The sequence below is a fragment of the Janthinobacterium sp. CG_23.3 genome (genome assembly GCF_046115965.1).
GTDB lineage: Bacteria > Pseudomonadota > Gammaproteobacteria > Burkholderiales > Burkholderiaceae_D > Janthinobacterium.
In genome coordinates this window covers 1-13936 of sequence record NZ_JBJXIB010000051.1, presented here as the reverse complement: position 1 = coordinate 13936, position 13936 = coordinate 1, and the positions used below count along the sequence as shown (strand labels likewise).

The following is a 13936-nucleotide window of genomic DNA, read 5'->3' as shown; positions in this document are numbered from 1 at the left end:
TTTGTGTGTCTCCCGAAGTTTTACGTCACTAAAAAAACGTTACAGCATGCAATATGCTGGGACTAGTGTAGAGGCGGGAGACCTTGCGTGCAACGAAAATATGCGGCGGCGGCGCAATACGCCGCCGCCCGTGGGGCGACGGCGTATTGCGCCGCCGGCTTCGGCGCTTAGCCGCCGGCGATGACCATGTTTTCAATCAGGATCGAGCCGGTCTGCTTGGTGCCGCGCAGCAGCACGTCGGAACCGACGGCGACGATCTGGCGCAGCATGTCCTTCATGTTGCCGGCGATGGTGATTTCCTCGACCGGGTACTGGATCACGCCGTTCTCGACCCAGAAGCCGGACGCGCCGCGCGAGTAGTCGCCGGTGACGTAGTTGGTGCCCTGGCCCATCAGTTCTGTGACCAGCAGGCCGGTGCCCATTTTCTTGAGCATCGCCACGAAGTCGTCGCCGCGCTTGGTCTTGCTCGACGTCAGCGACAGGTTGTGCGAGCCGCCGGCGTTGCCGGTCGTTTGCATGCCCAGCTTGCGCGCCGAGTAGGTCGACAGGAAATAGCCCTGCACCACGCCGTTTTTGACGACGTCGCGGCGCTGGGTCTTGACGCCCTCCTCGTCGAACGGCGCCGAGCCGACGCCGCCGGGAATGTGCGGGTCTTCGACGATCTGGATGTGCGACGGCAGCACCTGCGTGCCGAGCGAGTCCAGCAGGAAGGTCGACTTGCGGTACAGCGCGCCGCCCGAGGTCGCCTGTACGAAGGCGCCCAGCAGCCCGACCGCCAGCGGCGCCTCGAACAGCACCGGGCAGGTGCGGGTGTCGAGCTTGCGCGCGTTCAGGCGCGACAGCGCGCGCTCGGCGGCGTAGCGGCCGACCGCTTCCGGCGCGGCCATCTTGGCCGGGTCGCGCACCGACGAGTACCAGTCGTCGCGCTGCATCTTGGCGCCCTTGCCGGCGATCGGCGCCACCGACAGCGTATGGCGCGAGAACGGGTAGCCGCCGATGAAGCCGCGCGAGTTGGCCGACACGAAGTGCGACTGCTGCACATGCACGCCGGCGCCCTCGCTGTTGCTGATGCGCGGGTCGACCGCGAAGGCGGCCGCCTCGGCGCGCTGCGCCAGCGCCACCGCCTCCTCGGCCGAGATTAGCCACGGGTAGAACAGTTGCAGGTCGCGCGGCGCCATTTCCAGCATGTCGGCGTCGGCCAGGCCGGCGCAGTCGTCGTCGGCGGTGAAGCGGGCGATGTTGTAGGCCGCGTCGACGGTGGCGCGCAGCGCCGCCGGCGAAAAGTCCGAGGTGCTGGCGTTGCCGCGCTTCTGGCCGACGAACACCGTCACGCCCATGCCCTTGTCCTTGTTCTGCTCGATCGTCTCGATCTTGCCCTTGCGCACCGAGACCGAGAGCCCACCGCCTTCACTGATTTCGACGGCGGCGTCGGTGCCGCCCTTCTCCCGCGCAAAAGACAACACATCGCGCGCAAGTTGCTTCAATTGGTCCTGCGTGTGGGTAAATACGGAATCGTTCATGAGGTGTTTTCTTCGGATGACCGCTAAAACAGTTATCATAGCAGTCGTTTACAGTTTACAGATATGGCCGCACGCCAAATCGACACATCATGCCAAATCCAAACCGGGGAGCTTGCGGCTTCCAATCCTCCGAATTCGAACAGGAATACGACCGTCCGTCGAAATCCGAGCTCAAGCGTCAAATGACCGTCCTGCAAAAGCTGGGCGAAGAGCTGGTCAACGAAGCGCGCGACCGCGTCAAGCGGGTGCCCTTGCCGGAGGACGTGCGCGACGCCATCCTCGCCTGCCAGTTGATCAAGGACCACGAGGGCCGCCGCCGCCAGTTGCAATTCGTCGGCAAGAAGATGCGCACCCTGGACGAGGCCGAACTGGCCGCGGTCCAGCGCACCATCGACAGCTGGAAGGGCTTGTCGAAGGCCGACACCGCGGCGATGCACGCGATGGAGCGCCGCCGCGAGAAGCTGCTGACGGACGACAAGGCGCTGACGGTGCTGCTGTCGGAGAACCCGGAACTGGACGTGCAGCAACTGCGCACCCTGATCCGCAACGCCCGCAAGGAGCAGGCCGAGAACAAGCCGCCGAAGGCCTACCGCGAAATCTTCCAGATCCTCAAGCAAGTGGCCAAGAAAACCGCCGGCGGCAAGGGCGGCGACGATGAAGACGGCGAGTCCGACGACGACGCCGCCGAGCGCGACGACGAGTAATAAAGAGCCGCCGGCAAGGAGCCGGGGGTCGGATCCTCGGGGTCCGCCCCCCGGCCCCCGCCGCTGGTTGTTGACTGAATCAGCCGCTGCACACGACAAAACCGGGAACCGCCCGGTTTTGTGGTTTTTACGACAGGACGACCATGACAAACCAACATGAACTGGTGATCGGCCTGGTGTCGATCTCCGACCGCGCCAGCGGCGGCGTCTACCAGGACCTGGGCATTCCGGCGCTGCGCGACTGGCTGGGCGCCGCCCTGACGACGCCGTTCCGCGTCGAAACGCGCCTGATTCCCGACGAGCGCGCGCAAATCGAGGCGACCCTGGTCGAACTGGTCGACCAGGCCCGCTGCCATCTGGTGCTGACCACCGGCGGCACCGGCCCGGCCCGGCGCGACGTCACGCCGGAGGCTACGCTGGCCGTCGGCAGCAAGGAAATGCCGGGCTTCGGCGAGCAGATGCGGCAAATCAGCCTGCGATTCGTGCCGACGGCGATTTTGTCGCGCCAGCTCGCGGTCATCCGCGAAACGCCCGACCACGCCGCGCTGATCATGAACCTGCCGGGCCAGCCGAAGGCCATCAAGGAAACCCTGGAAGGTTTGAAGGACGCCGACGGCACACAGATCGTCGGCGGCATCTTCGCCGCCGTGCCGTATTGCGTCGACCTGATCGGCGGCCCCTACATGGAAACCGACCCGGCCGTCTGCAAGGCCTTCCGCCCAAAAAATGCGCTGCGAACGGCGCCGACCACCACCGAGGAAAAACGATGAGCATGCTGCTAGAGAACATTGAAGTCGACACCGCGCCCAACCCGGGCGCCGCCGTCATCTGGATGCACGGCCTGGGCGCCGACGGCAACGACTTCGTGCCGCTGGTACGGGAACTGGACCTGAGCGGCCTGGCGGGCATCCGCTTCGTCTTCCCGCACGCCGGCGTGATGCCGGTGACCATCAACGGCGGCTACGAAATGCGCTCGTGGTACGACATCGTCGCCACCGACCTGACCCGGCGCGAGGACGAAAGCGGCCTGCGCGCCTCGCAGTCGCAGATCGAAGCGCTGATCGCCCGCGAAAAGGCGCGCGGCATCCCGGCCGAACGCATCGTCCTGGCCGGCTTCTCGCAGGGTTGCGCGATGACGCTGCAAACCGGCCTGCGCCACCCCGAGCGCCTGGCCGGCATGCTGTGCCTGTCTGGCTACCTGCCGCTGGCCGACAAGGCCGCCGCCGAGCGCCACGCGGCCAGCCTGGCGACGCCGATCTTCATGGCGCACGGCAGCGCCGACCCGGTGGTGCCGATGATGCGCGCCGAGCAGTCGCGCGACGCGCTGCAGGCGCTGGGCTACCAGGTCGAATGGCACGACTACCCGATGCAGCACTCGCTGTGCGGCGAAGAAGTCGACGACATCGGCGCCTGGCTGCGCCGCGTGCTGGCGTAGCCGCCGAGCCGCTGCCGACGCCAGTCGGGTTACGCCGTTCCGGCTAACCCGATTCTACGAAAAACGCCCGCGTCCCATAACAAACCGGCGGCGCCTACGCCCTGCCCGCCAAGCCCGCCACCGCGGCCGGCGCCGGCGCCCGCGCCGGCAGAAACGCCAGCACGTTGCCCGCCAACACCAAACCAAGGCCGGCGAACGCCGGCGCGCTCCAGTGATAGCCCTCGAACACCGTCGACGCCGTCAGCGCCACCACCGGAAACAGCACCGTCGAATAGGCCGCCCGGTCCGGTCCGATGCGCCCGACCAGCAGCAAATACGCGGTGAAGCCGATCACCGAGCCGGGAATCGCCAGGTACAGCAGCGACGCCAGGTAGCGCGGGTTGGCGTCCAGCGCGAACGGCATGCCCAGCGCCAGCGCGCCGGCGCCAAGCAGCGTCGCGCCGATCAGCATGGCCCAGGTGTTGGTCAGCCACGGCGTCAGCCCCAGCGTTTGCATACGGCTCGACAGCAGGTTGCCGCAGGAGAAAAATACCGTGCCCAGCAGCGCCAGCCCCAGTCCCAGCAGCATACCGCCGTCGCCCCAGTGCCCTTGCATTTGCGGCAGGAACAGCAGGCCGATGCCGGCCAGCCCGAGCAGCGCGCCGGCCATCACCTGGCGGCGGATCGGCCGCCGGAGGAACAGGCGGCCGTTGACGGCGTTCCACAGCGGCGCGGTGGAAAACACCACCGCGATCAGGCCGCTCGGCACCCACTGGCTGGCATAGTAAAAGCACAGGAAATTGCAGCAAAACAGGGCGATGCCCTGCGCCAGCAGGTAGGGCCAGGCGCGCCGCGGCGGCCAGACGCGCTGGCGGCTCAGCAGCAGCACCAGCAGCAACACGGCGGCGGCGATCCAGAAGCGGTAGGCGATCGACACCGGCGCCGGCACCACGCCGAGCTGGAATTTGATGGCGATCCAGGTGGTGCCCCAGATCAGGACGGTTAATACGTAGAGGAAGGGATTCATTTCTGTTCCGGGAAGGCTGTCCGAAGATGGAACGGCCAGCATGCGCCATGCGGCGCCGCCCGACTTGTCTGGGATTGCGGTCTTGATGGCGCGCCGGCGGGCGCCGCGGCACGCGGCCGGCGCCGCCGTGCTACAGTCTGGCCCAGGGCCTTCCGGGGCCGCCCGCCCAGCGCCGACCACCATGCCAAACCTGCCACTTCCAGCCAACAACGCGCCGCCGCCGGCCGGCACGATCGAGCATACGGTGTTCCAGACCCTGTCGGGCACCAACGCGCAACTGGAGCGTTTCGCCCTGCTCGGCGACAACCTGGCGATCGCCATCTGGCAGCGCGAAACCGACGAGGAGGAAACCGCCTACTCGCAGCCGGGCCACCACACGCTGTCCTACTACCTGGGCGGCGGCTACCGCACCGAACGCGGCGAGCTGCCCGGCGTGTACGGCGCGCCGGGGCGCCTGTGCACCCTGCCCGACTGGCACGAGTCGCGCTGGCTGGTGCGCGACCAGTTGCGCTTTTTGCACGTCTACTTCCTGCCCGAGCACTTCACCCGCCGCGCCGTCGTCGAACTCGACCGCGAGCCGCGCGAACTGACGCTGGCCGACCGCACCTATTTCGAGCACGCCCGCATCGCGCAATTGTGCGACGCGCTGATCGGCCAGTCCTGGCAGGGCGCCGACGCGCTGCTGCGCGCCAACGAGATGACGCACGCCATGCTCAGCCACCTGCTGCAATCGCAGTCGATGCGCCGGCCCCAGGCGGGGCTGCGCGGCGGCTTGGCGCCGGCGGTGCGGCGCCGCCTGGCCGAGTTCATCGACGCCCACCTGGGCCAGCCGCTAACGCTGGGCCTGCTGGCGCAACTGGCCTGCCTGTCGGAGTTCCACCTGGCGCGGATGTTCCGGCTGTCCTTCGGCATGCCGCCGTCGGCGTGGATCGCCGCGCGCCGCCTCGAGCGCGCGCGCGCTCTGCTCAAGGACGGCGCGCTGCCGCTGCAGCACATCGCCCAGGCCTGCGGCTATGCCGACCTGAGCCACTTCAGCCACCGCTTCCGCGCCGGCGTCGGCGTGGCGCCCAGCCGCTATCGGCAGATGCTGCGCTGAGCGCGCACGAAGGGCCGGGTTGGCGTGTCGTGGGCCGGATCGGCGACAGCGCTGGACGCCGCTTGCGCTACTCCGGCAGCGGCGCCGCGCTCGACGCCGGCGCCGGCGTCTGGGCGCCGTTCATCAGCATCGACAGGAAGGTGTAGTAGCCGTTGATGCCCATCAGGTCGACCACGCCGCGCTCGCCGAACATCGCCACCGCGGCCGCGTAGGTGTGGTCGGACACCATGCGCCGCTGCTGCAGCTCCAGGCAAAAATCATGCACCAGCGTTTCGTCGGCGGGCATCTCGGCCGGGCGCCGGCGCGCGGCGATGGCCTCGATGGTGCTCCCGGCTACGCCGTTGTGCAACGCCAGCGGCGCGTGGATCGCCCACTCGACCTGCTGGCTCCATTGCCGCGCCGTGACCAGGATCGCCAGCTCCGACAGGCGCGTACCGATCGCGCTGCGGTAGCGCAGGTATTCGCCCATCGCCTGCGCCGCCGCCATCAGTTCCGGGCTGCGCAGCAGCGGCACGAACGGCCCGTACAGCGCGCCGCGCGGGCCGTCGATGACCGCCTGCGCGACGACGCGCTGCGGTTCGCTCAACTGCTCGAAGGGGATGGGGCCGAGGCGGTCCGTCATGGCATGTGGCCTGTGCTGGTTGGGGGACGCGGCGCCCGAAGTGTCTCTTTTTACAATTTACTGGCGATTCAGACATTAAAAAAATTACGTTTGGAAAATATTCGCACAAGTACCGGAAAAAATCAAAGAAATCGATGCTAATCGCGTCTATTGTCAGCGTTCCAGTCGCACCGCCGCGACCAACCGCCAAGGGGAAGCCATGAGCCATCTGATCCACCGCAACCTGCGCCAGCAGCCGCCGCTGGCGGCCGGCGCCGGCGGCATGTACCTGTACGACCGCGACGGCAAGGCCTACCTCGACGCCAGCGGCGGCGCGGCGGTGTCGTCGCTGGGCCACGCCCACCCGCACGTGCTGGCGGCGATGCACCGCCAGACCGACGCGCTGGCCTACGCCCACAGCGGCTTTTTCAGCAGCGCGCCGGCCGAGGCGCTGGCCGCGCGCCTGGCGGCCGACGCCCCGGGCGACCTGGACCGCGTGTACCTGGTGTCGGGCGGCTCGGAGGCGATCGAGACGGCGCTCAAGCTGGCGCGCCAGTACGCCGTCGAATCCGGCCAGGGCGAGCGCGGCGTCTTCATCGCCCGGCGCCAGAGCTACCACGGCAACACCCTGGGCGCGCTGGCGCTGGGCGGCAACGAATGGCGCCGCCGGCCCTTCGCGCCGCTGTTGATCGACGTGCCGCACGTGGCGCCCTGCTACGAATACCGCGACCGCGCGCCCGGCCAGAGCCGCGCCGACTACACCGCCGCCCTGCTCGCCGAGCTGGAGGACGCCATCCTCGCCGCCGGGCCGGACCGGGTGATCGGCTTTTGCGCCGAAACCGTGGTCGGCGCCACCGCCGGCGCGGTGCCGCCGACGCCCGGCTACTTCAAGGGCGTGCGCGCGCTGTGCGACAAGTACGGCATGCTGTTGATCATCGACGAGGTCATGTGCGGCATGGGCCGCACCGGCAGCCTGTACGCCATCGAGCAGGAGGGCGTGGTGCCGGACCTGGTGGCGCTGGGGAAGGGCTTGGGCGCCGGCTACCAGCCGATCGGCGCGGTGCTGGCGCGCGGCCACGTCGTCGCGCGCCTGCGCGAGGGCAGCGGCGCCTTCCAGCACGGCCACACCTACATGGCGCATCCGGTGGCGGCGGCTGCCGCGCTGGCGGTGCAGGAGGTGATCGCCGGCGAGCACCTGGTGGACGCCGCCGCGCTGCGCGGCGCCTCGTTGATGTCGCGCCTGCGCGAAGCTTTCGGCGCGCACCCGCACGTGGGCGACATCCGCGGCCGCGGCCTGTTGTTGGGAATTGAATTGGTGCGCGAGCGCGACGGCAAGGAGCCGTTCGCGCCGGAGCGCCGGCTGCACGCCGCCGTCAAGGATTGCGCGATGGCGCGCGGCCTGATGGTGTACCCGATGGGCGGCACCATCGACGGGCGCCGCGGCGACCACATCCTGCTGGCGCCGCCGTTCATCGCCAGCGAGGCCGACCTGTCGGAGATCGTCTCGCGGCTGGCCGACGCCCTCGACGACGCCGTCGCCGCCGTCACGCGCTAAGGCGCGCCGCCCCGGGTGTCAAGGGCGCCGCGCCGGCGCCATCAAAACGCCTGGTAGGCGATGACGTCCGATTGCTGCTCGCCGAGGCCGGCGATGCCCAGGCGCAGCGTGTCGCCTTTTTTGAGGAAACGCTGCGGCTTGCGCCCGGCGCCCACGCCCGGCGGCGTGCCGGTGGCGATGACGTCGCCCGGTTCCAGCGTCATGAACTGCGACAGGTAGCTGACGATCTGCGCGACGCTGAAGATCATCGTTTCGGTGTTGCCGGTTTGCATGCGCTTGCCGTTCAGTTCCAGGTACAGGTCGAGCCGCTGCACGTCGACCACCTCGTCGCGCGTCACCAGCCACGGTCCGACCGGGCCGAAGGTGTCGCAGCCCTTGCCCTTGTCCCACTGCGGGCCGCGTTCGAGCTGGTAGGAGCGCTCGGACAGGTCGTTGACGACGCAATAGCCGGCCACGTAGTTCAAGGCCTCTTCTTCGCCGACGTACTGCGCGCGGGTGCCGATGACGACCCCCAGCTCGACTTCCCAGTCGGTCTTTTTCGAGCCCTTCGGCAGCATCACCGCGTCGTCCGGTCCGGACAGGCAGCTGGTCGCCTTCATGAAGACGATCGGCTCGGCCGGCGCCGGCAGGCCGGCCTCGGCGGCGTGGTCGGCGTAGTTCAAGCCGATGCCGATGAATTTGCCGACGCGCGCCAGCGGCACGCCGAAGCGCGGGTTGCCGCGCACCAGCGGCAGCGTTTCCGGGTCGAGCTTGTTCAGCTTGCGCAGCGCCTTGTCCGACAGCTGGCCGGCGTCGATGTCGGCGATGACGCCGGACAGGTCGCGCAGCTTGCCGAATTCATCGATCAAGCCGGGTTTTTCTTTGCCGGGGCGGCCATAGCGAACCAATTTCATATTCTTCCTTCGAGTCATGTGAGTGCCGTGCAGGACGCCATTTTACCGGATGCCGAAGCGCCGCCTTGGCGGCGCAGGAAAAACCGCAGCAGCCCGGGCAGTTGCACCACGATCAACAGCGCGAACGCGACCTGGTAAGCCTGCGCCGGATACTGCCGCGCCGCGTTCGGCGTCCAGAAGCACAGGATCATGCCGAAGCCGGCCTGGACCAAGAAAGCGCCGACGAAAATGAGCAGGTTCAGGCAGGTGGCCGCGCGCCCGGCCAGCGCCGCCGGCACGCTTTGCGAAACGATCGCGTATTCCAGGCCGGTGATGGTGCCCACCAGCGTGAACGCGATCGCCAGCCACAGCATGTTGGGCCCGTAGTCGCACACCAGCGCGCACTGCACCGCGACGAAGACGACGATGCCGCCGGCGGCCACGCTGAGCGGCGGCACGCCGCGCCGCGCGGCCGCCTCGGCCAGCTTGCCGACGCCGACCGCGCCGACGATGACGGCGCCCATGCTCAGCGCCAGCACCCTCGCCACGGCGGGCGCCGGCAGCTTGACGACGTCGCCCAGCCATTGGCCGATCCACAGCCCCTGCACGCCGAAAAACACGGCGTGCGGCACCAGCATCAGGGCGATGGTGTCGCGGAAGGCGCGGTTGCGGTAGACCTCGCACAGCGAGTCCAGCGTCACCGGCCGGCGCTGCGCGCCCAACTCCGGGCTGGGCGCCCAGCGGTGCACCAGCAGGCTGACCAGCAAGGCCGCCACGGCCAGCGCGTTGAACACGCCGCGCCAGTCGATCGACTGCAGCGCCAGCTCGACCGGTTGGGTGGCCGAGGCCGAACCCAGGCCGCCGATGGCGATCAGGTAGCCGTGCACCGCCGGCAGCTGGACCGGCGGCACCCAGGTCGAGATCGCCTTGACGGCGGACATGAAGCTGCCGCCCAGGCCGGCGCCCATGACGACGCGCGCCAGCATCAGCGCGCCGAAGCTGTGGCCGTGGCTGAACATCAGCACGCCCAGCGCCGCCAGCAGCAGCAGCAGCGACTGCACCTTGCGCGGGCCGTAGCGGTCCAGCGCGACGCCGATCGGCAGTTGCACCAGCGCGAAGGACAGGAAGAAGGCGCTGCTGAGCAGCGCCACTTGCAGCTGGTTCAAACTCAACTCCGCCTGCAGGTGCGGGGTCAGCACGGCGTTCACCGTGCGCAGCAGGCAGGACAGGTAATGGCCCAGCGCGAACGGCAGGAACACCTGGAAAAACACGGCCACCCCGGGCATCTTCCCGGCCGGCCACCGCGGTTGCAGCTTGACCATCACGTCCTCCTTGTTGAGGGCACGGCGGCGCCGCCCGGGTCGGGCCGCATCACCGTTATTGCATCGAGATACCATCGAGATACAGCTGGAATACCGCGCGCGCGCCGGGCAAAGGCGGGGGCCGAATTGCTCCTGGCCCGGCGGCTTTTTGGCCGGGCAGGCGCGCCGGGCCGCGCGCGGTTGGGCCGCGCATTGACACCCCGGATTGTGCGACTGGTATGACTGGTGCGGCTGGTGCGGCTGGTGCGGCTGGTGCGGCTGGTGCGGCTGGTGTCGCGCGTGCGCGCCGTGCGACTGTGCGGCGCGGCGCGCGCTACGCCAGTTTGCTGTCGCCGCAAGCGTCGCCGGCGCCGCCGTGGCCGCGCCCGGCCGGTTGCAGCGGAATCACCTTGCGCGGCGCGTCGGCGTCCTCCTCGAAGAAGAATGTCTTCTCGCCGAAGGCCGGCTTCAGGTGGTCCAACCAGGTCGCCGACGGGTCGAACTTGGCGTAGAACGGCTTGCGCACCCAGTCCGGGTTGCGCGCCTGCAGGAACTGCAGCGCGAACAGCTTTTCGCCGCCGATGGTGACGACGCCGTCGATGACGACCTTGCCGGGGAAGGCGCTCATCGACGGCCCGCGCACCGTGCGCGACAGGCCCGACACCATCTGGTAGGCGGCCTGGAAGATCTCGTGCGCCTTCGCCAGCGGCAGCTGGAAGTATTCGCTGGGGCCGGTGTCGCGCTCGACGAACATGTAGTAGGGAATCGCGCCCAGGCGCACCCCGGTCTGCCACAGCTCGGCCCAGCCTTTGGGGTCTTCGTTGATATGGCGGATCAGCGGCCCCTGCATGCGCACCGTGGCGCCGGTGCCGACGATGCGCTTGACGGCGCGCTGGGCGATGTCCTGGCGCAGTTCGACGGCGTGGCTGTAGTGCGCCATCACGGCCAGGTTTTTGCCGGCCTTGACGACCCGCTCGAACAGGCGCAGCAGGTCGTCGGCGTCCTTGTCGCTGACGAAGCGCTGCGGCCAGTACGCCACCGACTTGGTGCCGATGCGGATGTTCTGGATGTGCGCCAGTTCCGGCTGCAGCAGCGGCTCGATGTAGGCCGCCAGCGAGCGCGTGTTCATGATCATCGGGTCGCCGCCGGTGATCAACACGTCGGTCACCTCCGGGTGCAGCTTCAGGTAGGACACCAGTTCGCCGGACTCGCTGGCGTCGAACTTCATGTCCTCCATGCCGACGAACTGCGGCCAGCGGAAGCAGAAGGTGCAATACGCGTGGCAGGTCTGGCCGGCGCTGGGGAAAAACAGCACCGTCTGGTCGTACTTGTGTTGCAGGCCGCGCAGCGGCGCGTCGTTCACGCGCGGCACGTTGTGCGTCATCTGCCCGGCCGGGTGCGGGTTCATGCGCATGCGGATGCCGTGCACGAAGCGGGCGATGGCTTGCGGATCGCGTTTGAGCAACACCAGGTCGCGCAACTGCGCGTATTCGGCCGCCGGCAGCATGTCGCGGTGCGGGAACGTCAGGCGGTAGATCGGGTCGTCCGGGATGTTGCTCCAGTCGATCAGGTGGTCCATCACGTACTCGTTGGTGCGAAACGGCAGCACGTGCGAGACCACCTGCACGGCCTCCTGCTGCTCGGCGCCGAGCAAGCCCCACTGGCGCGACTGGACGATGCTCTGGCGCGTGTAGGGCTTGAACTTGGCTGGCACGGCGCCGCTGCTGGCGATGGCGGGGCTGCTGGCGGCGGTGGCGGTGGCGGTGTTGGCGGTGTTGTTGGTGGTGGTGGTCAAGGCGCTCTCCAATCAGGTGTCGGTAACCGGCGGCGCCCGCCTTTGCCGCGGCGGACCCCAGTGCGGCCCCGCTGTTTGTGCGTTCGGGCCATGTTTCGATGGTAGGCCGACGACGCGAAAAGTTCTTGTCGCACATCAATTGTTTTCCACTCGGAAATTGTATTCGGGGCTCGGACGAGGCCCGATTGTTCTAGCGCAATCCATGTGGGCGGCGCGGGGGGTACATTACATTCATGCACATGAGCAACATTCGCCATGCCGCCGCCCCCCCCCCACCAAAAGGAGAACACCATGCAACGCTTATTCGCCGCCACCGCTCTGTGCCTGGCCCTGTCCGCCACCAGCTCCGGCGCCTTCGCCAACGCCGAGCCGACCGAAAAAGACGCCATCGCGATGGCCGAAAAAGGCGCCGCCTTCATGAAGGCGCACGGCAAGGAGGAGATGATGAAAAAAATCAGCGCCAAGGACCCCGAGTTCATCCAGGGTTCGCTGTACGTCGACATGCGCGACATCAACAGCGGCATCGTGTTGGCGCACCCGGTCAACCAGTCCATCGTCGGCAAGGACTTGACCGACGTGCCCGACGCCAACGGCAAGAAATACCGCCGCGAGATCATCGAACTGGCGCAAAAGAAAGGCAAGGGCTGGGTCGACTACCAGTACAAGAACCCGACCAGCGGCAAGATCGAGCCGAAAACCACCTACATCCTGCGGGTCGGCGACGTGGTGCTCGAGGCCGGCATCTACAAGAAATAAGCCGCGGCTCCCGCCATGCCGCGGCAGCCCCGAATGACGCCACTGGCGGGAGAGTGAACCATGTTGAAGAGTTTGCGTATCGGTCCGAAACTACTGCTGGCGCCCTGCCTGGTGCTGCTGCTGCTGGTGGCCACGGCGGCCGGCGCCTATTACGGCATGGTGCGGCAAAACCGCTCGATGGAAAACCTGGCGCAGGTGCACATGGGGCGCATGAGCGCGGCGGCCGACGTCGCCGGCGACGCCAAGTACGTGCACGCCAACACCTACCAGTTGCTGTCGTGGATCAGCGGCAGTTTCGCCCAGGCCAGGCTGGACGGGCTGATGCGGCAGATCAAAAGCAAGCACGGCGCCATCGAACAGCAACTGGCGCGCCTGGCGGTCGCCGCCGCGCCCGACGAGGCGGCCCTGCTGAAGGACGCCCAGGGCGCGCTGGCCAGTTACCGCAAGGCCGTCACCGAGACCATGGAACTGGCGCAGATGGACCTGTCGATCGCCGCCAATTCGATGGCCAAGGCGGAGAAGCAGTTCCTCGCGCTCAACGAGCAACTGGCGCAGCTGGGCGCGCTGGAAAAGCGCCTCGGCGCCAGCGCCCACCAGCAGGCCAAGGCCGAGTTCAACACGCTCGGGCTGGGCATGGCGGCGCTGGTGCTGCTGTCGATCGCGCTGTCGCTGGTGGTGACGATCTGGGTGCGCCAGGCGATGCTGCGCGACATCGGCCTGATCTCCGAGGTGGTGCACGAGCTGGCCGACGGCAGCCTGATCGGCGCGGCGCGCAACGACGGGCGCGACGAGATCGCCCAGACCTCGCGCCTGCTCGACCAGAGCATCGCCCACTTGAACCAGACGCTGCGCACCATCGTCGCGGCGGTGCAGTCGATCGACCAGGCCTCGCATGAAATCGCCGACGGCAACCTGGACCTGTCCGGCCGCACCGAGGTGCAGGCGGCAGCGCTGGAGCAAGTCGCCAGCGCGATGGCCAGCCTGACGCTGGCGGTGACGCAAAACGCCGGCAACGCCAAGCAAGCGTGCGCGTTGGCGGCCGACGCCGCCGCGCTGGCGCTGCGCGGCGGCAGCGCCATGAGCCAGGCGGTGACGACGATGGAAACCATCCGCGCCCATTCGCGCCAGATCGTCGACATCACCTCGGTGATCGACGGCATCTCCTTCCAGACCAACATCCTGGCGCTGAACGCGGCCGTCGAGGCGGCGCGCGCCGGCGAGCAGGGCCGCGGCTTCGCGGTGGTCGCCGCCGAGGTGCGCAACCTGGCGCAGCGCTCGGCCGCCGCCGCCAAGGA

Annotated in this window: 13 protein-coding genes; 7 read left to right on the top strand and 6 right to left on the bottom strand. The window is 68.3% G+C overall.

Features of this window, described 5'->3' with window-relative positions; translation table 11 throughout:
- Positions 1-167: 167 nt before the first annotated feature.
- A complete protein-coding gene (gene pmbA / locus ACFDR9_RS13680) occupies positions 168-1520 on the bottom strand; it encodes a metalloprotease PmbA (protein WP_327075910.1) in 1353 nt (450 codons plus the stop codon).
- Positions 1521-1609: 89 nt separating this feature from the next.
- On the opposite strand from pmbA, the gene yjgA reads away from it, so the two are divergent.
- From yjgA to ACFDR9_RS13665, 3 genes are all read left to right on the top strand, one after another.
- Positions 1610-2224 carry a ribosome biogenesis factor YjgA gene (gene yjgA, locus ACFDR9_RS13675; protein WP_327075911.1) on the top strand — a complete coding sequence of 205 codons (615 nt, stop codon included), beginning with the start codon at positions 1610-1612 and terminating at the stop codon, positions 2222-2224.
- Between the two features lie 143 nt (positions 2225-2367).
- Entirely contained in the window at positions 2368-2994 is a 627-nt protein-coding gene (gene mog, locus ACFDR9_RS13670; protein WP_327075912.1) for a molybdopterin adenylyltransferase, read from the top strand.
- A complete protein-coding gene (locus tag ACFDR9_RS13665) occupies positions 2991-3659 on the top strand; it encodes an alpha/beta hydrolase (RefSeq protein ID WP_327075913.1) in 669 nt (222 codons plus the stop codon). The genes mog and ACFDR9_RS13665 overlap by 4 nt, the downstream gene beginning before the upstream one ends.
- A gap of 94 nt (positions 3660-3753) precedes the next feature.
- Here the strand turns inward: ACFDR9_RS13665 and ACFDR9_RS13660 are convergent, their stop codons facing one another.
- Positions 3754-4665, bottom strand: a complete 912-nt coding sequence (locus ACFDR9_RS13660) for a DMT family transporter (RefSeq protein ID WP_327075914.1) — start codon at positions 4663-4665, stop codon at positions 3754-3756.
- Positions 4666-4846: 181 nt separating this feature from the next.
- On the opposite strand from ACFDR9_RS13660, the gene ACFDR9_RS13655 reads away from it, so the two are divergent.
- Complete coding sequence (locus ACFDR9_RS13655) at positions 4847-5761, top strand: AraC family transcriptional regulator (protein ID WP_327075915.1); 915 nt, start codon at positions 4847-4849, stop codon at positions 5759-5761.
- A 67-nt stretch (positions 5762-5828) separates the two neighbouring features.
- Here the strand turns inward: ACFDR9_RS13655 and ACFDR9_RS13650 are convergent, their stop codons facing one another.
- Entirely contained in the window at positions 5829-6383 is a 555-nt protein-coding gene (locus ACFDR9_RS13650; RefSeq protein ID WP_017877469.1) for a carboxymuconolactone decarboxylase family protein, read from the bottom strand.
- Positions 6384-6582: 199 nt separating this feature from the next.
- On the opposite strand from ACFDR9_RS13650, the gene ACFDR9_RS13645 reads away from it, so the two are divergent.
- The gene (locus ACFDR9_RS13645; RefSeq protein ID WP_327075916.1) at positions 6583-7917 is read left to right on the top strand and encodes an aspartate aminotransferase family protein; all 1335 of its coding nucleotides are present in this window, start codon (positions 6583-6585) and stop codon (positions 7915-7917) included.
- A gap of 41 nt (positions 7918-7958) precedes the next feature.
- Here ACFDR9_RS13645 and ACFDR9_RS13640 read toward each other — a convergent pair whose 3' ends face one another.
- The 3 genes from ACFDR9_RS13640 to ACFDR9_RS13630 form a co-directional block, all read right to left on the bottom strand.
- Complete coding sequence (locus ACFDR9_RS13640) at positions 7959-8810, bottom strand: fumarylacetoacetate hydrolase family protein (RefSeq protein ID WP_017877471.1); 852 nt, start codon at positions 8808-8810, stop codon at positions 7959-7961.
- Between the two features lie 14 nt (positions 8811-8824).
- Positions 8825-10111 (bottom strand): MFS transporter, encoded by a 1287-nt coding sequence (locus ACFDR9_RS13635; protein WP_327075917.1) that lies wholly within the window; start codon positions 10109-10111, stop codon positions 8825-8827.
- Positions 10112-10424: 313 nt separating this feature from the next.
- Positions 10425-11822, bottom strand: coding sequence for a lysine 2,3-aminomutase (locus ACFDR9_RS13630; RefSeq protein WP_327075953.1), 1398 nt, complete (start codon positions 11820-11822; stop codon positions 10425-10427).
- A 354-nt stretch (positions 11823-12176) separates the two neighbouring features.
- Here ACFDR9_RS13630 and ACFDR9_RS13625 point away from each other — a divergent pair, with 354 nt between their 5' ends.
- A complete protein-coding gene (locus ACFDR9_RS13625) occupies positions 12177-12641 on the top strand; it encodes a cache domain-containing protein (RefSeq protein ID WP_017877474.1) in 465 nt (154 codons plus the stop codon).
- Between the two features lie 60 nt (positions 12642-12701).
- On the top strand, positions 12702-13936 hold a 1235-nt coding region (locus ACFDR9_RS13620), incomplete at its 3' end, for a methyl-accepting chemotaxis protein (RefSeq protein WP_409031330.1).

What these genes read in the sequence shown, in the direction of transcription:
- pmbA (WP_327075910.1), bottom strand. Translation starts at nt 1,520, where the DNA reads ATGAACGATTCCGTATTTACCCACACGCAGGACCAATTGAAGCAACTT.
- yjgA (WP_327075911.1), top strand. Translation starts at nt 1,610, where the DNA reads ATGCCAAATCCAAACCGGGGAGCTTGCGGCTTCCAATCCTCCGAATTC.
- mog (WP_327075912.1), top strand. Translation starts at nt 2,368, where the DNA reads ATGACAAACCAACATGAACTGGTGATCGGCCTGGTGTCGATCTCCGAC.
- ACFDR9_RS13665 (WP_327075913.1), top strand. Translation starts at nt 2,991, where the DNA reads ATGAGCATGCTGCTAGAGAACATTGAAGTCGACACCGCGCCCAACCCG.
- ACFDR9_RS13660 (WP_327075914.1), bottom strand. Translation starts at nt 4,665, where the DNA reads ATGAATCCCTTCCTCTACGTATTAACCGTCCTGATCTGGGGCACCACC.
- ACFDR9_RS13655 (WP_327075915.1), top strand. Translation starts at nt 4,847, where the DNA reads ATGCCAAACCTGCCACTTCCAGCCAACAACGCGCCGCCGCCGGCCGGC.
- ACFDR9_RS13650 (WP_017877469.1), bottom strand. Translation starts at nt 6,383, where the DNA reads ATGACGGACCGCCTCGGCCCCATCCCCTTCGAGCAGTTGAGCGAACCG.
- ACFDR9_RS13645 (WP_327075916.1), top strand. Translation starts at nt 6,583, where the DNA reads ATGAGCCATCTGATCCACCGCAACCTGCGCCAGCAGCCGCCGCTGGCG.
- ACFDR9_RS13640 (WP_017877471.1), bottom strand. Translation starts at nt 8,810, where the DNA reads ATGAAATTGGTTCGCTATGGCCGCCCCGGCAAAGAAAAACCCGGCTTG.
- ACFDR9_RS13635 (WP_327075917.1), bottom strand. Translation starts at nt 10,111, where the DNA reads ATGGTCAAGCTGCAACCGCGGTGGCCGGCCGGGAAGATGCCCGGGGTG.
- ACFDR9_RS13625 (WP_017877474.1), top strand. Translation starts at nt 12,177, where the DNA reads ATGCAACGCTTATTCGCCGCCACCGCTCTGTGCCTGGCCCTGTCCGCC.